The organism is Reichenbachiella carrageenanivorans (genome assembly GCF_025639805.1).
GTDB lineage: Bacteria > Bacteroidota > Bacteroidia > Cytophagales > Cyclobacteriaceae > Reichenbachiella > Reichenbachiella carrageenanivorans.
In genome coordinates, this window is record NZ_CP106735.1 from 198,998 (window position 1) to 219,966 (window position 20,969).

Genomic DNA, 20,969 nt, shown 5'->3' on the forward strand with positions numbered 1-20,969 from the left:
GTTCTTTTATTTTTGAAATTTGTAGGCCAACCCTACATTGAAAGTACGTGGATCTCCTGGTTGATAATTAGTCCCCCAAGCAGACTTCGTTACATTAGTCGCATAGATTTTATCACCCACATTCATGATGTTGAGCCAAGTTTCAAAGCCTTTGAATTCATAACCGATACGAACATGAAAAATATCAAACCCTTCGTAAGTAGAAGTATTGGCGGCATCGGTATAGTATTCGTCCATATGCTGCCACTCTATGCCCACTCGCAAGCCTCTCACAAAAGACGGCCTGTAAGTGATCTCTCCATTGGCTATCCATGATGGCGCTGTAGCCATTTCATTGTTTGAAAAATCAACGCCTGACTCTACATAGTCTTTGAACTCATGCTGTGCGTTAGTTCCGCTCAACCGGATGTACAAATCACTGATCGGCTTGTAGTTGAACCCATACTCTACTCCTCGATGCACAGTCTCTCCAGCATTTTCATTGGCATAGTCTCCACTAGGCTGCTGCACGTTGATGATTTCATCTTTGCCATTGAGCTGGTACACTGCCACGTCTATCGATGCCTTATTATTGAGCAAAGCAAACCAGCCCCCCACTTCGTAATTGGTAAATACGGCTGGATCTAACGTAGGCACCTTTACGCCACGGTAAAGCTCGCTCACCTGTGGCGGCACAAACCCTTGGCTGAAGTTGGCATACATACCCGACCGTTGGCTAATCGAATAATTCAACCCAACCTTTGGCGTAAAAGCATTGAAGTGATTAGTTTCATCTGGAGCCCCTGAATAAGCATTAGATGGCAAGTGATTGTCGTACACATAAGTGAACCTATCGAATCGCACAGCAGCCGTCACATGCAGTTTGGCTACAGGATTCAATTCCAACTGCGCATAACCTGCATAGTTGATCAAATCCGTTTCATAGTTCGTCAACACTGAATCTGATGGAGTAAAACCGTCGTACACACCTGCATCTGTTTTGTGTACACTGATATAATTAGCTAAATAAGAACTTGGGCTATAATCCAAACTCGCCCCTGTGGTCATAGAAGAATTCCAGAAGTTCAACACTTCTTTGTGTTGTAAAATCAATCCATAACTGTTGAAGGAATTGTCATTGACTTCGGAGTGCGCTAGGTTTTCATCTCCACCAGGGTTAGCCCAAGGGGAATAATCGTCTTTGATTCTGTAAGAAGGATTTTGCTTCACAGAATTGCTACGATAGAAAAAAGTAGCGGACGATTTAGATCCTCTATCCCAATAATAATCTAGGGCACTTTTGTAACGCAACGCCTCCACATCTCGATCGGTAAAAGTCTGAAACGAAGAGTACTCCTGACCATAAAAACTAGCGCTATCCAAACTACCAGCAGCATCCGACCGATAGTTTACGTAAGTCATGCTATTGGACCACAGAGCCTTTTCGCTCAATTCTACTGTAGCTTTTAGCGTCAGCGCAAATTTCTCATAGTCGCTATGGTCTCTGTAGCCATCTACTCGCGTGGCGTAGTTGGTAGAGGCCACCACGCCTACTTTGCCATAAGTATCCGAAAACATCAAGTCTCCCCGTTTGTACCCAAGGTTATTGGCCTGCACAGAGGCTTTTGCTAACAATGTAGAAGTAGGGTTGAGCGTGATAAAATTAACTGCTCCCCCAATGGCTTCACTACCGTATAGCGAAGAAGCCGGCCCTCTGATTACCTCAATATTTTTGAACGAAGCCATATTCATTTCGATCAATGCATTATGATTGAACACACCTGTGGTACGAACAGGCACACCGTCTTCGAGATATAAAAACAAGCTTTTGTAGCTCAACGGCTGCCGAATTGCCATACTGTGCTGCTCATTACCCAAGTCCACCATGTATACCCCTGGTGTTTTGTTGAGTAGCTGATCTGTGCTAGTGGCTTTAGCTTCTTCGATTTGCTGAGCCGACAAACTAGAAATTGCCACTGGTGTTTCGGATCGCATTTGCGCATCTCTACTTGCTGAGATGACGACCTGATTGAGTTCTACGCTTGACTGAGCCAATTCGACCTGATCAAAATCAGCTGTTGCTTTCATTTGAAGAGTTTCATACCCCAGATAGGAAATAGAAATTTCCTGATCTATTGGTACTTGGAGCTGAAAAGCACCCATTAGATCGGTAATAGTACCTTTAGCTTCTCCTTTGATCACAATATTGACTCCTGGTATAGGTTCTTTAGTTTGCTTATCGACTATAATACCCGAGACGTTTTGCTGAGCTATCGATACAGACACACTTACACATAATATGGCTAGTGTAGCCTTTATTATTCTTTTCATTATAGAATATCGTATGATGCATGAATCCTTTATAGACGCATGCAGTTATGTTTATTTTAAATTTTAAACACCATGTTCGCCAAAATGTAGAGATGGCAAAGGTGGTTTGTGGCGATATTCAGATTGATAAAAATGTATTTTCCCGAAAAGGAAAATGATTCTGAATAGCCAAAAAGAAGTGATTTTAAGCAAATTTGGGCGGTGGAGAAGCCACATCGCCATATATAGAATAATAGGACTGAAAATAATACACCATTCCTCCTAGTAATAAGCCTTGACCCAACTGAGCAAAAGATGTATTGGTGTCTATCAGGATGTGCATCAATACTTCGTGACCCAATTTGACTTGCTGCATCGGGCGGTCTGCGGACGATTCTTCGTTCGCATATTTAGCCAACTGCTCTTCTAGGTTACAAATATCCTCGCATCGAGTGAAGCCCGCATCGAGTTTTTCAGTATCGAGACTAAGCACGGCATAATCCTTAGACAAAGCATACTCCACGTAAGGCACGAAAGGTTTCGCCCAGACAAGGGTGTATAATAGTAATAAAGATATAGCGATGATGCGGTTCATTCACGGCGAATTTAAAGCTTCCCTCAAAAAAACAGCTATAGTTTTAGGTAATAAGAAGCGAGCAGCTCATTAAATTTATCAGAATGCTTCCTCCCTTCTCTAATAAGAAGCTCCTCGGGCTCCAACGACTGAGACTGAGGAGAGACCAAAGAAATCACTCGAAATATGGCTGCACTGGGTTGGTTTCGAATGATGAGAGCAGGTTGACAAAAGAGTCCTATCTGCTCGGCAGCTTGCTTAAACTGCTGCGACTCCAACTCTGGGTACAGGATGTAAGCACAACCATCTGCGGATAAAAGGATCTTGAGGGCTTCGGCTAAAGAAGCCTTGCTAAAATCTAAAGAGTCGTGCTTGGCTAAATTTTTATTTTCGGTCTCAGCCTTCAGGCTGTTAGTAAAAAACGGAGGGTTGGACACAATCAGATCATAGCGATTATTATTGTTTTTGGCATAATCAAAGATATCCTGATGGATCACAGACACTCTATTTACCCACGGCGAAGCAGCTACATTTTGTGCAGCTTGCTGCGCTGCCTGTTCATCTAACTCCACGGCATCAATCTGCCCATCGATCCGCTGTGCCAGCATCAGAGCCAAAAGCCCCGTACCAGTACCAATATCCAAAATCCGGCTAGGCTTAGCAGCAGCCACCCAAGCCCCCAAGAGACATGCTTCTGTACTGACTTTCATAGCGCATAGTTCCTGATGGATGATGAATTGTTTAAACTGAAAATAGGAATTGGCCATACTGCTTTTTTTATCTTTCGAAATAAGATTACAAATTATCGGAATTATTTCCCTTCTCACATGGTTAATGGATTAGAAATTTTAAATTCAAGATTTAATATTCACTGATAGATTCAAACCCACCATTTCCATGGAAAAATCATACTACGATCCAAAGGATCTTAAGAAATTTGGCAACATCTCAGAGTTGCAACCCAAGTTGGGAAAAAAATTTTTCGACTACTACGGCGAAGTATTCAAAGAAGGCGCACTGACTCAGCGAGAAAAATCTTTGATCGCCCTAGCTGTATCTCATGCAGTACAGTGCCCCTACTGCATCGATGCCTATACTGCCGACTCGCTCGAAAAAGGCGCCGACGAAACCCAAATGATGGAAGCTATTCATGTAGCGGCAGCGATCAAAAGCGGCGCAGTACTCGTACATGGCGTACAGATGATGAATAAGATTGATGATTTGACCATGTAAACCAATCGTCATTGTACATAAGAAGGAGCTACAAGATCGACAGTCCAGCAAAAAGGTGATGATAAAAAAGAAATTCAATTGAAACATGATTAAGGAACGAAAGATATCCCTACAAGGCCAAGACCATAAACTGTCGCATACCGACAGACAGATAAGCATATTGGAAAATTTGGCCCAAGTCAGTTTTGCCGACCAGCTAGAAGGACTAGGCCAGTCTTCTTTCAAACCAACAGGGATTGATGTTTTTCAAGTGAATATGGGCAAAATGTGTAATCAGGTCTGCAAACATTGCCATGTAGATGCTGGCCCAGATCGCAAAGAAATCATGACGCGCGAGACCATGCAACTGTGCCTAGACGCGCTAGACCAATCCGATATCTCTACAGTAGACCTCACTGGTGGTGCCCCAGAGATGAACCCTGATTTTCGCTGGTTTGTAGAGGAGCTTTCCTCCCGAGGCAAACACATCATCGTTCGTTGCAATCTCACCATCATTCTGGCCAACAAGAAGTATCACGACTTACCGGAATTTTACAAAAAAAACAAGGTAGAAGTAGTGTCATCGCTGCCTCATTTCTCGGCTCGTCGCACAGACGCACAACGTGGCAACGGTGTGTTTGAGAAGTCCATCGAAGCATTAAAAATGCTGAATGCCGTGGGCTACGGTCTGCCAGATGCTGAGCTAAAACTCAATTTGGTTTATAATCCATCAGGAGCTTTTTTACCCGCCAACCAAGCAGGACTAGAGGCCGATTTTAAGCGAAAGCTAAAAGAAGGGTTCGGTATAGATTTTCATGAACTGTATGCCATCACAAACTTGCCCATCTCTAGATTTTTGGATTACCTAGTGGCCTCAGAAAACTATGAAGACTACATGCAAAAACTCATAGATGCCTTCAATCCTGCTGCAGTAGATGGAGTGATGTGTCGAAACACCATCTCAATCGGCTGGGACGGCTACCTATTCGATTGCGATTTCAACCAGATGCTCGACCTCAAAATCAATCATGGAGCACCTAGTCATATCCGTAACTTCAATACGGACTTATTGTCCTCAAGAGAAATCATACTCAACAATCACTGCTATGGCTGCACTGCTGGTGCTGGGTCTAGTTGTGGAGGAACGGTTGTTAATGAAGGCTAACAAGGAGGCTAACAAGCTAATCTTGATCTATTTTTAAAATTATTCCTGAATAATGAACTACCTAGAAACCACCAAAGACATATACAAAGCGGCAGCGTTAACTCCAGATGTAGGTCTCTGCTGCACTACCTCTCCAATCTGGCAACTGCCAGGGCTAAGCATGCCCAAAATCATGCAGGAAATGAACTACGGCTGTGGCACTACTGTGCACCCGAGGGATTTGGTAAACAACCCAAATATTCTATATGTAGGGGTAGGTGGAGGCATGGAGTTGTTGCAGTTTGCCTACTTCAGCAGAAAAAAATCTGGGGTCATCGGCGTAGATGTAGTAGACGAAATGCTAGAAGCCTCTCGCAAAAATTTCATACAAGCAGAAAAAGAGAATGACTGGTTTAGCAGCAGTTTTGTAGAACTCAAAAAAGGAGATGCACTTGATCTACCCGTAGCGGATGAGTCCATCGATGTGGCTGCGCAAAACTGCCTGTTCAACATATTCAAGGCTGAAGAACTCAAAAAAGCACTTCAGGAAATGTATCGGATACTAAAACCTCATGGGCGTCTGGTAATGTCTGATCCCATTTGCGATCAAGCCATGCCTGAGCACCTGAGAGAAGACGAAAAGCTACGTGCTTTATGCCTGAGCGGCTCTATTCCGATGAAAGATTATATCAAAATGCTCACCGATGTTGGTTTTGGCACTGTAGAAATTCGCGCCAAGCGCCCTTACCGAATTCTGTCGCAGAATCATTACGATGTACAAGAAAATATCATCATAGAAAGTCTGGAGGTCTGTGCCATCAAAGACCCCATGCCTCCCGACGGCCCCTGTGTATTTACTGGAAAAGCAGCTATTTACTATGGTACAGACGAATACTTTGATGACAAAAATGGACACGTACTCATGCAAAATCAGCCTTTAGCGGTGTGCGACAAAACTGCTGAGGCATTAGCAGGTTTGGGGCGCAACGATTTACATCTCACCTCCTCCACTTTCTTTTACGACGGCGGAGGATGCTGCTAATTTCGCGAGATATTCATCAATGGATACCTTTTTGTCATAAGCACAAGGCATCCAACTGGCATCTTTTGTTAAATTTGAGGCTTATTCGATAAGCACATGGCAATAGACAAAAATACCGTTCAAAAATTGGCTCAATTATCTCGACTAGAATTGAGCGAAAAAGAGCAAGAAAAACTAAGTACCGACTTAGGCGACATTCTAGATTGGGTAGAAAAATTAGAAGAAGTCAACACGGCTGATGTAGCACCTTTGGGCAATGTAAACGAAGAGCCTATTCATCTCAGAATCGACAAATCCGACAATTATTTCTCTGGTGAAGAAGCGCTTAAAAACGCCCCAGAAAGTGATCAAGGCCATTTCATCGTACCAAAGGTACTCAACTGATCTCATGAACAAATTCGCTTTCTGGAATGAGTGGGAAGCTCCTTTCCAACTCACTTTTAAATTGATTGCAGGACTTCTTTTGGCCACAATCGCCTCCTTTTTAATCATACATTGGGGAGGTTTGAGTCCTTTCTATTACTGGAAAATCACTGGCTATTTGGAAAATCTGAATTTTCCGATTTTCTCCAATCATTCTGCATTCATAGAAAGTACAGTAAGTATCGACTTGCCTCTGATCTTTCAGAAAGTTTTTGGAGGATCAAAAAGCCTCCCCTTGGGTTACACCTATGCTTACCTTATCGTCTTATATGTGAGCCTAGTCGGCTGTCTGTCCATTGCCACCTACTTAAAAAAATTCTGGTATTACCTGGCCATGGGGCTTTGGATATTACTCATTATGCTGAGTGGCATCGGCAAAATTGGCATTTTCGGGCTATACGACGAATCCCCTATCATTCTCATCACGTTGTTGTTTTTGCCCGCATCTTATTATTTCAATTCTATCAATGAAGAGGTAGGCCTAGGCTGGAGATTTTTGATTTTCTTAGGATTGCTAGCTGTCACTTTTGGATTGATTTATCTTGGAAGCTCATACCATGAACCCCTCCTATTTTTAGCTAGATTTTCGTACCTGCCAGCAGCACTGATCTGTGCCATTTTCATCCTTATCATCGGGCACGAGATCATTTACGGAATTCTTTCGCTTACGACACCTTATGTCAAGTCGTCTACCAACAACACCACCCATTTCATCCTATTGAGCCTAGTCTACTTACTCAACCTTATGGCCGTCTACCTGAAGCATATCGGGTATTTGGACTGGAACATCTACTACCTCAATTCATTTGCTGCCTTTACTGTTTCGGCTATTTTAGGCATATGGGGAATCAAATCACGCGAAGGTAGATACGGCAAAACCTTGCCTTTTTACCCCTATACTGGACTCCTCTACTTGGCCTTAGCCGTGATCACATTCGCCACCTTGGCGTATCAAGCACTACACGCAAATGACCCATTCATAGAGTCCATGCAGTTTCTAATCTTATATAGTCACATCGGGTTTGGGTTGATGTTTTTCCTTTACATTATTTTCAATTTTATCAACCAGCTGAAACAAAACCTACCCGTACATCAATTTGCCTATGTGGAGGATAATTTCCCATATATTTCTGCAAGACTGGCGGGAATGATCGTAGTAGCCGCCTTATTTTTTCGCGCCAACTACTCTAGTTTTTATTTGAGTGTAGCAGGCTATTACAATGGACTAGCGGATTTGAATTTAGCCCTCGGCAAAACAGACGCGGCCAATTATTACTACAAGGAAAGCACGGCACAAAGCCAGCTAAATCATCATGCCAATTTTCAATTGGCGCAAGCCGAAAAACGACCAGCCCACCAATTGGCCTACCTTAAAAATGCCACTAAAAAACAACCAACTCCCTATGTATATGCCTCGCTGGGCAAAGCATACGAAAATAGCAGTCAGTTTTTTGATGCCATTTTCACCTATCAGGAAGGGCTTCGCAAATTCCCTAAAAACTGGGCGCTGCAAAACAACCTAGCACTGCTATACAACAAAACCAATGTCGCGGATTCGGCTATCTATTATCTGAAAAATAGTACTCCAGGTAGTTGGGAACAAACCATTGTAAATACCAATCTCAAAGCGGTATCTGCCATGCATGGCTTGGCAGACGACAGCGACAACAAAGATTTGGAAAGGTTCGACCTGCAAAGCAATGCCCTTGCCAATCGCTTAGTAGCTGCAGACACTAGCCATCTGGCCTTTGTAACTCAACCGCAATCTCCTGTTCTAAATCTATTTACCTATAGCTATCTCAAAAATCTTGGGCTTTATTGCCATCAAAACAAGCTACTTCAATACCTTCAAATCATCGATCGCTATGAAAATATACCTGAGAATTCGTCGTTCAGAAAAGAACTGGATCTAATCAAGGCATTGAATCTCTATCAGGCAGGCAGAGTATCTGCTGCCATTGAGATCATTTATCAAATCAAAGAAGTGGAAGAAGAGGAAAGCGGCAAATGGAACACTCTACTAGGCAAATGGTCTCTAGAGCAAGGCGCCCCTCTACAAGCCTCTAAGTACCTAGAAGCAGCCAGGGAAGTTTATTACCCAAAGGCATCAGCAGATTTGGCACAAGCCTACTACCAACTCGGTGATCAGTCTCTTGCCTTGTTTTTGCTCAGCAAAGAGAGCCTCTCCAATGACTCGATCAATCCCACACAGGCTGCCGCATGGGGCAAACTCTTTGAGGCAATGCAGCAAAACAAAGCCTCGTGGAAAAGCTATTCTTTTGAAAGAGAAAAGCAGCTTTTGGCAACAGCCAAACAAACAACTACTAACAAAAGGATATATTATGAGCAACTAGGGATAGACAATCCCTACTACGAAGAAGGTGTAATTGCTGCTGCGAAGTATTTCCTAGAGGAAGAGAAAAATGAAGAACTGGCCTACCGCATATTGCATCAAGGTATCTCCATCAATGAATATTCAACCCCACTGATCAAAGCATATATCGATCACTGTCTACAAACAGGATTAATCGATTTTGCAGAAGACACATTGATTAAACTTTATGATATTTTGCCCAAAACCGAATATGAGGCTTACGAAATGGCATTCAAAACCCGAAAAGAAAATGCCCAGGCCCATTTAGACCATAACTGGTAGTACCCAAAAACAACATCCCCATGAAAAGACTGATAGGCCCCTTCAAAGAAATAATTACCATGAGCGAGGCGCCACTCAAAGGTGCACTAGCAGAAGATGCCCTCGGACTCATTAGCAAAGGCGGTATACTGATCGAAGATGATCTCATTGTCAAAGTAGGCGCATTCTCTGATCTGAAAAATGAAGCCAATAGCATAGATCGAATAAAGGGCGATCATGTACTAATGGCAGGACTGATCGACAGCCATACACATATTTGTTTTGGAGGGTCTCGGGCTGGCGATTATGCACAGCGTGTAGCTGGCAAAACCTATCAAGAGATCCTGAAAAATGGCGGGGGCATCCATGATTCGGTCAGCAAAACCAGAGCTGCCAGCGAAGAAGACCTTACTGATCTGGTAAAAGCAAGATCCAAGCGCCATTTAGAAGAAGGAGTCACAACAATCGAAGTAAAAAGTGGCTATGGCTTATCAGTAGCTGAAGAACTGAAAATGCTTCATGCCATCCAATCTGCTAACGAAAAAGTACCCGCAGACCTCATTTCCACTTGTTTGGCAGCACATGTCTGCCCTAAAGAATTCGACAATCATGAGACCTATTTAGAGCATATCGCAACCAAGCTCTTTCCTGAATTGAAAACGAAAAATCTAACAAATCGCATTGACATTTTCACCGAAGATGGTGCTTTTGACCCTATACTGTCTGCTAAATACTTAACTCAAGCCAAAGCTGATGGGTTTGACCTCACAGTACACGCAGATCAATTTACTCCTGGCGGCACAGCAGTTGCTATATCAGCAGGCGCTGTGAGCGCAGATCATCTCGAGGCTATTTCCGATGCCGACATAGCACTCCTCGCGGCATCAGAAACTGTAGCCACCGTACTGCCTGGCGCTTCGCTTGGACTGGGCATGCATTACTCCCCAGCCAGAAAGCTGCTAGATGCAGGCTGCTGTCTCGCCATAGCTACGGACTGGAACCCTGGCTCGGCCCCTATGGGAGACTTGCTCATCCAAACAGCACTTATCGGCTCAGCAGAAAAACTGTCTATTTCAGAATGTATTGCAAGCATTACTTTCCGTGCGGCTAAGGCACTAAATCTTTCAGATCGGGGGCGAATAAAGTTAGGCCAATTAGCAGACTTGATTGCCTTTCCAGTAAGCGATCATCGGGAGATTTTCTATCAACAGGGCAAAATAAAGCCTAATAAAATATGGAAACGCGGTGTACAGGTGGTAGGCTAACTACTCGTCAAAATCAATTATACAGCTTCTCACCTGCCTCTATCGCAATTGGCAACTGATTTTCTACTGGCGGCAAAGGACAAGAATAGGTAGCACTGTACTCACAATACGGATTGTATGCTAAATTAAAGTCAAGAGTGACTTTTTTAGCTTTGTCAGAAAAATTCAAATTGAGATAGCGACCACCACCATAGGTAGTCTCGTCACTGGTCAGATCTGTAAAAGCCAAAAACAAACCGTCCTCCTTTTCATCGCCCTTTAGCACAAGCAGTTGCTGTGGTTGATCTTCAATCACAAACTTCAAATACGCATATTGGATATACACACGGAGTTCTCCGGCGGATGTACCCAACGTCAACTCACTACCATTTGAGATAATTTCTACTGAGGCTAGCACCTTCAGTTTTTCATTGATTGGGTAGTAATTCAATCGAATCGTTGAGTCTGCCGAGGCAAAAGGGGAATCAGGTGATTCGTTCATAAACTGTGTCGTTTCCTCCCTATCCTTAGTAATAAACTCGTCATAGGTCATTGTGGGCTGCTTGGACTCGCAAGCCCAGCATAAACTTACTACAAGCAGTACTAATACGTTTTTTAATATCATGACATCATTGATTGCTCTGAAAAGCTAAAATAGCCCTGATCGGTGAAAATGATGTGATCCAAAACAGGAATATCCAAGGTCTGACCTGCAGCTTTCATTTTTTTGGTGAGGCGAATGTCTTGTTCGCTCGGCCTGAGATTTCCTGAGGGGTGATTATGCGCCAACACAATTTGACTTGCCAGTACTTCAAGTGCTTTTTTGAAGATCAATTTGGCATCCACGACAGTACCCGACACGCCACCTGCACTAATCATTTCGGCCCTTAATAACTGATTGGCTCGATTCAAGTAAATGACCCAAAACTGTTCATGATCCAAATCCATCAAGTGTGGTTTTAGAAAAAGATACGCATCGGAAGCAGCCTGAATTTTAGGCTTCTTGTCTGGCTCCATTTCCTTACGCCTACGCCCCAGTTCCAAGGCACTAATGATCGCAATGGCTTTGGCTTCACCAATACCATTGAATTTTTTCAAATCAGCTAAGGACAACTTTGCCAACTGATTAAGGTCATTGCCACTAGCTGCAAGAATCATCTTAGCTAGGTCTACGGCTGAAATACGGGGCGTACCCGAACCAATAAGAATAGCGATAAGTTCTGCTTCTGAAAGAGCCGCTTTGCCTTTGATAATTAATTTTTCTCTAGGCCTGTCTTCTTCCGCCCATTGTTTAATGGACAGATTATCTGAACTATACATAGAGATTCTTTTATATGCTTTTTCTAAAATAAGACAAAGCAATTAAAAAACAAGAAAGGTATAAACAAAAAAAGCTCCCTTGAAAAAGGGAGCATTCAGTATTTTATAAACTTAACTCTGACTTATAGAGAAGCTACTAACTTAGTCAATTTTGACTTTTGGTTAGCTGCGTTGTTTTTATGGATAATGTTGTTCTTAGCCAACTTATCAATCATGCCAACAACTTTTTTCAACAGCTCTTGCGCTTCAGCTTTGTCGCTAGACTCCTTCAATCTCTTGACGAAAGTTCTAGTCGTTTTATGCTGATACCTGTTTCTAAGCCTTTTAGCTTCGTTTGATCTAATTCTCTTTAAAGCCGATTTATGATTTGCCATTGTCTAAAATGTTATATTCTTTTTTTAGGACTGCAAATTTAGAGCTATTATACATAAATACAAACCCAATTAGCTAAATAAATTTTAAGCCCCTTATTAGTTTAATAAAGGCATTTTTTGCTGTAATTATGTCTTCAGAAATACTAGTTTATTAATTTTTTAAGTTCATTTATGAGCAAAATAAAACGAACAGTCCTATTAAGCTTCTTTTTCCTTGCTGCAATAGATGCCCTTCCCCAGGCATCGAAATCAGACACCCTGCGCTATACCACTCCATCACTTCTTCATATAGACTCCGCCCGTTTGTATGGAGGCATAGAGGCTATCATCCACCAAGCACTAGACTCTGGGGCATTCCCTGGTCTGCCAGATTTTATTGGCAAAAGATGGAGAAATCTTCTTCCACAAATCATACGGATATCATACCTACGACAGCCTACTACCCGTACGCAATTCAAACCTATACGATTTAGCATCTATCACCAAAATCACGGCAACAACGTTGGCTTTGATGAAACTAGAAGAAGACGGGCTGTTTGATTTGGATAAAACCATGGGTTACTATTTCCCTTTCTTAGCCAAGTCCAACAAATCCGATCTCACGATGCGCAAGATACTAGCTCATCAATCCAGACTGAAAAACTGGATCCCATACTATGCAGAATCCCAGCGCAGAAACGGAAAATACAAAAGAAAGACCATCTCCACAGATTCTTCCAGCCAATATCCGTATCATATACCTGGCTCAGACTTGTTTCTCCACAAGGATTTCAAAACTGACAAAATATATAAAATGATCAGAAAGTCAGATTTGTACGACGAAGAAGGATATGTATATTCTGGACTGGCTTTTTATCTATTTCCTGATTTAATCGAAAGATTGTCTGGAGTGAGTTTTGAAAAATTTCTTGTTGAAAATTTCTACAAGCCTATTCAAGCCACCTCTTTAGGCTTTGACCCACTCAGAAAATATACGTTAGATCAGATTATACCATCGGAAGTAGATACTTTTTTCAGGATGCATACCTTGCACGGCGTAGTCCACGACGAAGGTGCCGCTGTCATGCTAGGCATCTCTGGCAATGCAGGGCTTTTTAGTAATTCCTACGACCTAGCCAAAATCTACCAAATGCTACTTAATGGGGGCACATACAATGGAAAAAGATACCTAAATCAAGAGACCATAACAGAATTTACCCGATGCCAATATTGCGATCAAGACAACCGCAGAGGATTGGGATTTGACAAGCCGCTCATTGAATACGACAGTATAAAAACCACAGTAGCTAAACTCGCCAGCCCAAACAGCTATGGGCATTCTGGCTATACAGGGACATTAGTTTGGGCTGACCCAGATCATCAATTACTATTCATCTTCCTGGCTAACAGAGTTTATCCTAGCCGGACTAATAGAAAGATCTACACCTTGAATATAAGACCACGGATTCACGACTTGGTATATGGTTTGATGGAGGAGGAAAATGAATGAAAAAACCTCGGAGCAGGTAAGCCCGAGATTTTTTTCATTCCATGCACCTGATTGTATTCTTAGTCTATTGATACTATTAATTACAAGTATAATAACATTTTCACGTAAAAAAATATTATTAATTCAATTAATTATTATTTAAGTACTATTTAAAATAACAATTACTCAACTATACATCGATTGGAATTGCCCTTAGAGCATTGCAACTTTACCCTCTGAATTACACCACTGCATGAATATCAAATACACGTTTCTTTTAGCCTTCTTCATTAGCTGCAATTGCGCTTTCGCCCAAATTGAAGTATTCAGTGAGCAGATCTCGCTCGATTCGGTAGTCAATAGCACTGCAGACGAACTAAATATAGTACTCAGCCCTGACGGACAATTGCTCTACTTTACACGAAAAAACCATCCTGAAAATGCTGGGGGCACAAAAGACCAAGGAGATATATGGGTCAGCGAAAAAAATAGCGGAGGTCTATGGACGCCTGCTTATAACCTCAAGGCCGTAAACAACACCAAAAGAAATAGCATCATCGGATTTATGGATGCAGGACGAGCCATGGTCATTATCAACGACCAAGAATTTGCACTATCCTATTACAACAACGGAAAATGGTCTACACCTACTTCATTCAAAATCCCATATTTCAATTCGAAATCTGAGGAGCTCAGCGCAAGCATTTCTGCCGACGGCAAGCATTTCTTATTCGGCATGGAGTCCTTTGGCAATTACGGTGTAGAGGATATCTACATTGCTCGAATGAAAGCTGATGGCTCATGGACAAGTCCTAAAAATCTAGGCTCAACGATCAATACACAAAATCAGGAAATTACCCCTTATTTAGCCGCCGACAACAAAACACTATTTTTCGCCTCCAATGGCCACGATGGACAAGGCAGCTTTGACATCTTCATGTCGGTACGCCTCGACGACACTTGGCAGCAATGGAGTCCGCCAGTAAACCTGGGTTCACAAATCAACACGAAGGGCAGAGAACGCTCTTTTACATTTTTATTGGATGAGGAATATGCCTATCTATCTAGCACCCAAAATAGTGACGGCTACGGTGATTTAAAAAAAGTAAAAATCAAACCTGACATTACACCAGAAGAGGTATTGAAAGATACTATTGAAGTGATAGATGTAGTAGAAGCACAAAACATCATAGCCATTAGTGGCCAGGTATACGATAAAAAAACAGGTAAAAAACTGATAGGAGCAGAGGTCTTTGTCACCACAGAACCTACTGAAAAAACTTACCAAACACTCACCAACTCTAGCGGAGAATTTAACCTAACTATAAATGAAGGCAGTGAATACAAAATAAAAGTAAAAGCGTTTCGATACCTCTCTACCGAAGCAGTAGTCACCGATGCCACCCTACTAAACAATGAATCCCTCACCTACCGCCTTGAACCAGTGATCGAAGGCAATACAGTAACACTCGAACATGTGCTTTTTGAGCAAGGGACTCCCTCACTTATCCAAGGGTCGGAGAAAGAGCTGAATCTAGTGGTAGAAATGATGAAATACAATCCTGATATCACTATTTTTCTATCTGGTCATACGGACAACCAAGGCAAAGCTTCACTTAATTTAGAGCTCAGCGAAAAAAGAGTACAAACCGTCAGTGAATACCTGATTTCGAAAGGCGTAGACAAGAAAAGAATCTCAGGAAAAGGATATGGAGGAATGAAACCAATTGCCAGCAATGCCAACGCAGACACTCGCAAACTCAATCGCCGAGTAGAATTTACTGTGCACAAGCTGAAAAAATAGCAATAAAAAAAGCATCAGACACTAGTGCCTGATGCTTATGGTAAATTGAGGTTATTCGTTTTTGGTTGTTTCTCTCAAGGAAAAACACATGCTAGTTTCTCACCACCTCTACCGTCTATCACGGAAACTATGCATACATCCAAAGATATTTCTTTTCAGATAAATTACACTAATCATTAGCTTTTTATTTACCTCCTAACGATTAACTACTTAACTGATAAGAAAAACAGAGCACTACTACTCTTTATTCAGAAGGATTCTCTAGCAGCCACTGCTTAGCCTCTTCCAAGTTATCAAAAAGGCATGTATTTCTACCCGTTAATCTAATCACAGATTTGGCGATAAGCTTGGCTACAGAATTGAGACCTACTATGGCTGTAGCAGAGACATATGGGGCATTTTTTCTAGCAATATCCGTGGTACGGGCAATGACCACCTTATTGAAACGCATCTCAGTCATATCCACGAGCGACAGTACCGACTTCAAAGGATACTTTGAAATAACCTGCACTGCCTCTGACATCACTACTGGAGAGTCGTCCACACTTAAATGCGACAAATCAGTAAATACAATGGTTTTATTCTGCTCATTAAGAATCGAAACGCCTGACATATAGGTAAAAGGTTTGGTTTATCAATACTCATAAAGATAACACCCTTTTGACTACTTTGAAAACGCCACGAAATTCCTTACTTCGTACGAATGTATGTCTCCACGATGTAGCGATCTACACCTAAGGCTTTATTTTCTTCCACGCCTTGTTGAATCAGCGTATCTCCTTTTATCTCCAATTCGAATTTGAAGGTATGTCCTTCCCAAGCACGTGCCGTACAAAATTCTAGCTGTTCCGTGTAAGTCTGGCCATCTAATGTATAATTGCCCGCTCCTGCGGCAAAGTAAGCCAACGAATCTCGTCCTTTGTTCACGTCATGATTCACAAATGAAAAATGATAAGGGTTGATAATTTTAATCATTTTCCTGCCTGGCACGAAGGTATTGATCGTTTCCCCTCCTTCTGTGGTTTCAGCCGCAATCAATTCCCAACTACCTAATAGAGTAAGTGGGCTTACACCTTTTTTATGAGCAGACGGCTGACAACTCATCATCACCAAAACAAGCCACACTCCTATCCAACGTATATTCATAATCATAACTAATCATTTAAAATTGAAAAATGGATTTGGGGTTAGAAATAATAGTCCAATTAAGCTAACCAATCACAAAAGATAATGCAAAATTATGCGAAATAGCGCAGGAGATTGATTCAGATAGCCGTTCACTAACCAGAATTTTTAGCTAATTTGCTCACTCATTTTTTGTGAATTTTTAATGCTAAGTCGCATGGACGAAAAATTAATATACGGGATACAGCAAATCGGCGTAGGAGTAGACGATGCTGAAAAAGGATTTGAATGGTATGCCAAAACCTTAGGGGCGGATTTATGCATCTTTGACGATGCCAATGAGGCTACCTTTATGGCCAAATATATGGGGGGTCAGCCACGCGCCAAAAGAGCCATTTTAGCAATGAATGCTCAAGGAGGAAGTGGTTATGAGATCTGGCAACATACTGGACGTACGCCACTTACCATAGAAGAACCTGTGCAGCTCGGCGATCTAGGGATCAACATCGCTAAGATCAAATCACAAAACATCCAAGCCAGCTTCGATCGCCTCAAAAAATCGGGCGTAACGGTTTGCACAGAAATCCACGCCGAACCAGACGGATCTAAGGGTTTCTACATCAAAGACCCTTGGGACAATCTCTTGCATATCAAAGAATTTGATTCTTGGTTAAAAAAATCAAAATGTGATGTAGGTGGCATTTGCGGCGCTACGCTAGGCGTATCAGACATCGACAAGTCTATGAAATTATACAGTAGCATATTGGGCTACGACCAAGTGATCTATGACAAAACAGGCACCTTCGAAGACCTAAAAGGTCTCAACAACGGAGAGGGACAATTCAGAAGGATATTGCTTACGCATAAAAAAGATCGTACAGGCGGGTTTTCCCCTCTTTTGGGCGACGGCCAGATCGAGCTGATCCAAGCGCTAGATCGCACCCCAAAGAAGCTTTTTGAAGGTCGATTCTGGGGAGATGTAGGATTCATCCATCTCTGCTTCGATATACGCAACATGAACGCACTCGTAGCCGAATGCAAAGAGAAAAATTACCCCTTTCAAGTACTCAGTTCTGAGCATTTCGATATGGGCGATGCCAATGGCCACTGGGGCTACATCGAAGACAACGACGGTACTTTGGTAGAATTTGTGGAAACACATAAAGTACCCTTGATCAAAAAAATAAACTGGAGCATCAAGCTCAAAAACCGTGACCCACACAAGCCGCTCCCTGGGTTTATCCTCAAAGCCATGGCGATCACCAAAAGAAGAAAATTTGACTAACCAGTACCCATGAACATAGAAAAGGCACTCCAACAACGCAGCGAATCTACATGCGAGCTCTGTGCTTCGGCAGATGAACTATCGGTACTAGTGGTAGAACCAAAATCTGGCGACACTACCGAGGAGTGCGCCTATGTGTGCAACACCTGCCAATCGCAAATAGACCAATCTACTGAAACAGACCCCAATCACTGGCGCTGCCTCAACGACAGCATGTGGAACACCCACCCTGCCGTACAAGTACTTGCTTGGCGCATGCTTTCAAGGCTTAAAAGTGAAGGTTGGCCACAGGACTTGCTGGACATGCTTTATCTCGAAGAAGATACATTGGCTTGGGCCAAAGCTACTGGCGAAGGAGAAGAAGAAAGTGACAAAATCGTACACAAAGACAGCAATGGCGCCATACTAGCCGCTGGCGATAGCGTAGTGCTGATCAAAGACCTCAATGTAAAAGGCGCCAACTTTACCGCCAAACGGGGCACTGCCGTACGAAATATCACGCTCACACACGACAATGCCGAACATATAGAAGGCAAGGTCAACGGTCAGCACATTGTGATCCTGACCAAGTTTGTGAAGAAATAATTACGATTCCGCTAGTCGATCTTTTACATACTCCACCTTCGTTTTGCCATGTGGAGCTGGCCTACCATCTTCGCCAATATTCACGAGTACGATACGATCTACGGTAATGATTTTTTCATGCGTCATTTTATTTCGCACTTCGCAGTTGAGCTCTAGCGAAGTACGGCCAAACTTGACAGGCTCTATGCCGATCTCGACAATATCTCCTTGACGGGCTGAACTCAAAAAATTGATTTCCGACATAAATTTAGTCACTACCTTCTGGTTTTCTAACTGAATAGCCCCGTACAAAGCCGCTTCTTCATCGATCCAAGCCAACAACTTGCCGCCAAACAAAGTATGGTTAGGATTGAGATCTTCGGGTTTTACCCATTTTCTAGTGTGAAATTTCATAGTTATCTACATTATATATAGTAAAGTAACTTGTACTATCGCTATTTGGTTTTGCTACCCAAATAGAGTTTCTCAATACCTACATAGATAAAGATAAATTATCTGCGACTTAGGCTCACTCTCCCTCCATATCACTCAGCTCTAAGTTGAGTGCCCTAGTCGAAATTTGTATTTCTACAAGAGAATAGGATAATGAAATCAGAAGTGAGAGTAAACTCCCTCCAAAAAGATAATTGGCTAAGACAAATCCCTCTTGAAAGAGAGCAAACATACAGGCAACTGTAAGCAAAAAACTCAATACACCAAAGGCCTGCATACGCCTTACAAAATTAAGCCTTTTACGAAGGCTCTTAATTTGATTGACTAATAAATGTTTAGACTCGGAGGTTTGATACTTGGCATGAAGGTTTCTAATCAAAGTCGCCAACGCCAAAAAACGGTTGGTATAAGCCAGAAGTAACAGCGTAATCGCCGGAAACAAAAGAGCCGGTGTAGAAATCTCTAATTGCAAATTGTTTGTTATTTTTTTTCGATCAGGGCGATCAATTGATCTGCATCCCATGGTTTGCCCACGCTACCGTCGAAGCCAAAGTTCTTGATTGCATTTCGAATAATCTCGTCATTGACATATTCCGAAATGATAATTCTGATCATATCAGGATACATATTCCCTACCTTCTCCAGCAGTTCTACACCTGTCATCTCTGGCATACGGTGGTCTGAGATGATGACATCATACTTTCCCTCCTCCATCAACTTCAATCCTTCGTTTGCACTCTCCACTGTGGTCACGTCATACTTTCGTTTAAAAGCAATTCTGAAAACGTTTAGGTTAGCTGCTTCATCATCCACGTACAGCAATTTGATCTTATCTGCCATAATTATCTTTCTTTCTCTTTTTCCTTAACTGGTACTGCAAAATACAAAATTATTCGAACATATCGACCCCTAGATTAAAAGGCCTCTCGTACCGAAAGGTAAAAAGCATATTGTCCGTTATCAGTAAACCCTACATCCATTCGGAAATTGAGTTTTTCATCTTTCATGGCTCGGAACCTACCCCCTAATCCATAGACCAAACGAATATCTTCTGCTTGAAAATCGCTAAATGAATGGAATACCTCTCCTGCCCCTACAAAGAGGACCCCTCCAAATCTCCAGAAAAGTTCTTGTCGTGCTTCTACCTGCACATAGACTGCTTGCCTATCTCTATACAAATTACGATGCTCAAAACCTCTTAATCGGCCACCTCCGCCTATTTTATTGAGTTTATAAAAAGGAATATCATCACCAGAGCTCATATCCATTTTGACTTGAAAAGCCAACACACTTTTAGGGCCAAACAGTTTCATGTATTGTCGATAATCCACTACAAAATTGGTATAATTATACTCGCCCCCAAAGGCCTTTCCAAAGAGCGTAATACCTGCATTAATCAAGCGTCCGTGCGTAGGCCACAGCGTGCTATTTCTAGTATCATACCGCATACCAGGTCCGACGCCCATATTAAACCCACCTGCTACACCTACAGGCGCATCACTGGCCAACAATCCACTATCCACTATCCCTTCAATCTTATTGTATTGAAAATCGAAAAGTAATCCAGCAAAGATCTTAGGGTTGATGGGCTTGAAAAGACTACCTGCCAGTTGTATATACTTGTCCGTATAAACCTCCGACATCTCTGGGTCAGTCTCATTACCGATTCCATAATAATTATCAGGAAAATCAAAAATACGTGCTTGCATATTCAGATTCATCCCATTATTAAAAAACAGATCAAAATCAGACTTGATTGTCACCTGCTTATTGGTAGTGAAAATAATATAGGGAGTGATCGACGAAGGTCGGTGAAAACCATGTTTGGACGATGGTTTATTAAAAACAAAGAAGGCTACCGTACCAAAACTAAACTTAGTCTCGGGCGAGTAGCCTACCGCTGGATAAATAGCAAATTTGAGTGGTTTCACCTCCACAGAGTCCTGCTCCTGTGCCCATCCGCAAAGCGAAGAGCACATCAGCACAAGACAGCAAATTTGAGATATCCTCATG

General features: G+C 42.2%; 22 protein-coding genes. 10 read left to right on the top strand and 12 right to left on the bottom strand.

Annotation, left to right across the window (positions count from 1 at the left end; genetic code table 11):
- Positions 1 to 6: 6 nt before the first annotated feature.
- The 3 genes from N7E81_RS00850 to N7E81_RS00860 all read right to left on the bottom strand — a co-directional run bounded on the left by N7E81_RS00850 (position 7) and on the right by N7E81_RS00860 (position 3,630).
- On the bottom strand, positions 7 to 2,310 hold the full coding sequence (locus N7E81_RS00850; protein WP_263051389.1) for a TonB-dependent receptor: 2,304 nt from the start codon (positions 2,308 to 2,310) through the stop codon (positions 7 to 9).
- A gap of 184 nt (positions 2,311 to 2,494) precedes the next feature.
- A complete protein-coding gene (locus N7E81_RS00855; protein WP_263051390.1) occupies positions 2,495 to 2,884 on the bottom strand; it encodes a hypothetical protein in 390 nt (129 codons plus the stop codon).
- A 35-nt stretch (positions 2,885 to 2,919) separates the two neighbouring features.
- Positions 2,920 to 3,630, bottom strand: coding sequence for a tRNA1(Val) (adenine(37)-N6)-methyltransferase (locus tag N7E81_RS00860; RefSeq protein WP_263051391.1), 711 nt, complete (start codon positions 3,628 to 3,630; stop codon positions 2,920 to 2,922).
- Positions 3,631 to 3,760: 130 nt separating this feature from the next.
- Between N7E81_RS00860 and N7E81_RS00865 the strand changes: the two genes are divergently transcribed.
- The 6 genes from N7E81_RS00865 (at position 3,761) to hutI (ending at position 10,584) form a co-directional block, all read left to right on the top strand.
- Entirely contained in the window at positions 3,761 to 4,096 is a 336-nt protein-coding gene (locus tag N7E81_RS00865) for an arsenosugar biosynthesis-associated peroxidase-like protein (protein WP_263051392.1), read from the top strand.
- Positions 4,097 to 4,181: 85 nt separating this feature from the next.
- Positions 4,182 to 5,240 (top strand): arsenosugar biosynthesis radical SAM (seleno)protein ArsS, encoded by a 1,059-nt coding sequence (gene arsS / locus N7E81_RS00870; protein WP_263051393.1) that lies wholly within the window; start codon positions 4,182 to 4,184, stop codon positions 5,238 to 5,240.
- Between the two features lie 52 nt (positions 5,241 to 5,292).
- Positions 5,293 to 6,261, top strand: coding sequence for an arsenosugar biosynthesis arsenite methyltransferase ArsM (gene arsM, locus N7E81_RS00875; protein WP_263051394.1), 969 nt, complete (start codon positions 5,293 to 5,295; stop codon positions 6,259 to 6,261).
- 96 nt (positions 6,262 to 6,357) lie between these two features.
- Entirely contained in the window at positions 6,358 to 6,645 is a 288-nt protein-coding gene (gene gatC / locus N7E81_RS00880) for an Asp-tRNA(Asn)/Glu-tRNA(Gln) amidotransferase subunit GatC (protein WP_263051395.1), read from the top strand.
- Between the two features lie 4 nt (positions 6,646 to 6,649).
- On the top strand, positions 6,650 to 9,340 hold the full coding sequence (locus N7E81_RS00885) for a tetratricopeptide repeat protein (RefSeq protein WP_263051396.1): 2,691 nt from the start codon (positions 6,650 to 6,652) through the stop codon (positions 9,338 to 9,340).
- A gap of 20 nt (positions 9,341 to 9,360) precedes the next feature.
- Complete coding sequence (hutI, locus tag N7E81_RS00890) at positions 9,361 to 10,584, top strand: imidazolonepropionase (protein ID WP_263051397.1); 1,224 nt, start codon at positions 9,361 to 9,363, stop codon at positions 10,582 to 10,584.
- A gap of 13 nt (positions 10,585 to 10,597) precedes the next feature.
- On the opposite strand, the gene N7E81_RS00895 is transcribed toward hutI, so the two are convergent.
- From N7E81_RS00895 to rpsT, 3 genes are all read right to left on the bottom strand, one after another.
- Complete coding sequence (locus N7E81_RS00895; protein ID WP_263051398.1) at positions 10,598 to 11,188, bottom strand: DUF1684 domain-containing protein; 591 nt, start codon at positions 11,186 to 11,188, stop codon at positions 10,598 to 10,600.
- Positions 11,185 to 11,883 carry a RadC family protein gene (gene radC / locus N7E81_RS00900; RefSeq protein ID WP_263051399.1) on the bottom strand — a complete coding sequence of 233 codons (699 nt, stop codon included), beginning with the start codon at positions 11,881 to 11,883 and terminating at the stop codon, positions 11,185 to 11,187. Before radC ends, N7E81_RS00895 begins: the two co-directional genes overlap by 4 nt.
- Before the next feature lie 122 nt (positions 11,884 to 12,005).
- Entirely contained in the window at positions 12,006 to 12,257 is a 252-nt protein-coding gene (gene rpsT / locus N7E81_RS00905; RefSeq protein ID WP_263051400.1) for a 30S ribosomal protein S20, read from the bottom strand.
- A gap of 376 nt (positions 12,258 to 12,633) precedes the next feature.
- On the opposite strand from rpsT, the gene N7E81_RS00910 reads away from it, so the two are divergent.
- Positions 12,634 to 13,746, top strand: a complete 1,113-nt coding sequence (locus N7E81_RS00910) for a serine hydrolase domain-containing protein (protein WP_263051401.1) — start codon at positions 12,634 to 12,636, stop codon at positions 13,744 to 13,746.
- A 232-nt stretch (positions 13,747 to 13,978) separates the two neighbouring features.
- Complete coding sequence (locus N7E81_RS00915) at positions 13,979 to 15,529, top strand: OmpA family protein (RefSeq protein WP_263051402.1); 1,551 nt, start codon at positions 13,979 to 13,981, stop codon at positions 15,527 to 15,529.
- 244 nt (positions 15,530 to 15,773) lie between these two features.
- On the opposite strand, the gene N7E81_RS00920 is transcribed toward N7E81_RS00915, so the two are convergent.
- Complete coding sequence (locus N7E81_RS00920; protein WP_263051403.1) at positions 15,774 to 16,142, bottom strand: SpoIIAA family protein; 369 nt, start codon at positions 16,140 to 16,142, stop codon at positions 15,774 to 15,776.
- A gap of 77 nt (positions 16,143 to 16,219) precedes the next feature.
- On the bottom strand, positions 16,220 to 16,681 hold the full coding sequence (locus N7E81_RS00925; RefSeq protein WP_263051404.1) for a hypothetical protein: 462 nt from the start codon (positions 16,679 to 16,681) through the stop codon (positions 16,220 to 16,222).
- Between the two features lie 190 nt (positions 16,682 to 16,871).
- Here N7E81_RS00925 and N7E81_RS00930 point away from each other — a divergent pair, with 190 nt between their 5' ends.
- Positions 16,872 to 17,939 (top strand): VOC family protein, encoded by a 1,068-nt coding sequence (locus N7E81_RS00930; protein ID WP_263051405.1) that lies wholly within the window; start codon positions 16,872 to 16,874, stop codon positions 17,937 to 17,939.
- A gap of 9 nt (positions 17,940 to 17,948) precedes the next feature.
- Entirely contained in the window at positions 17,949 to 18,524 is a 576-nt protein-coding gene (locus N7E81_RS00935; protein ID WP_263051406.1) for a PhnA domain-containing protein, read from the top strand.
- On the opposite strand, the gene N7E81_RS00940 is transcribed toward N7E81_RS00935, so the two are convergent.
- The 4 genes from N7E81_RS00940 to N7E81_RS00955 form a co-directional block, all read right to left on the bottom strand.
- On the bottom strand, positions 18,525 to 18,917 hold the full coding sequence (locus tag N7E81_RS00940; protein WP_263051407.1) for an acyl-CoA thioesterase: 393 nt from the start codon (positions 18,915 to 18,917) through the stop codon (positions 18,525 to 18,527).
- Positions 18,918 to 19,032: 115 nt separating this feature from the next.
- Positions 19,033 to 19,428: a DUF2721 domain-containing protein gene (locus tag N7E81_RS00945; RefSeq protein WP_263051408.1), complete on the bottom strand. Its 396-nt coding sequence runs from the start codon at positions 19,426 to 19,428 to the stop codon at positions 19,033 to 19,035.
- Positions 19,429 to 19,436: 8 nt separating this feature from the next.
- Complete coding sequence (locus tag N7E81_RS00950) at positions 19,437 to 19,796, bottom strand: response regulator (protein WP_263051409.1); 360 nt, start codon at positions 19,794 to 19,796, stop codon at positions 19,437 to 19,439.
- A 74-nt stretch (positions 19,797 to 19,870) separates the two neighbouring features.
- Positions 19,871 to 20,968: a BamA/TamA family outer membrane protein gene (locus N7E81_RS00955; protein ID WP_263051410.1), complete on the bottom strand. Its 1,098-nt coding sequence runs from the start codon at positions 20,966 to 20,968 to the stop codon at positions 19,871 to 19,873.
- Position 20,969 lies beyond the last annotated feature (1 nt).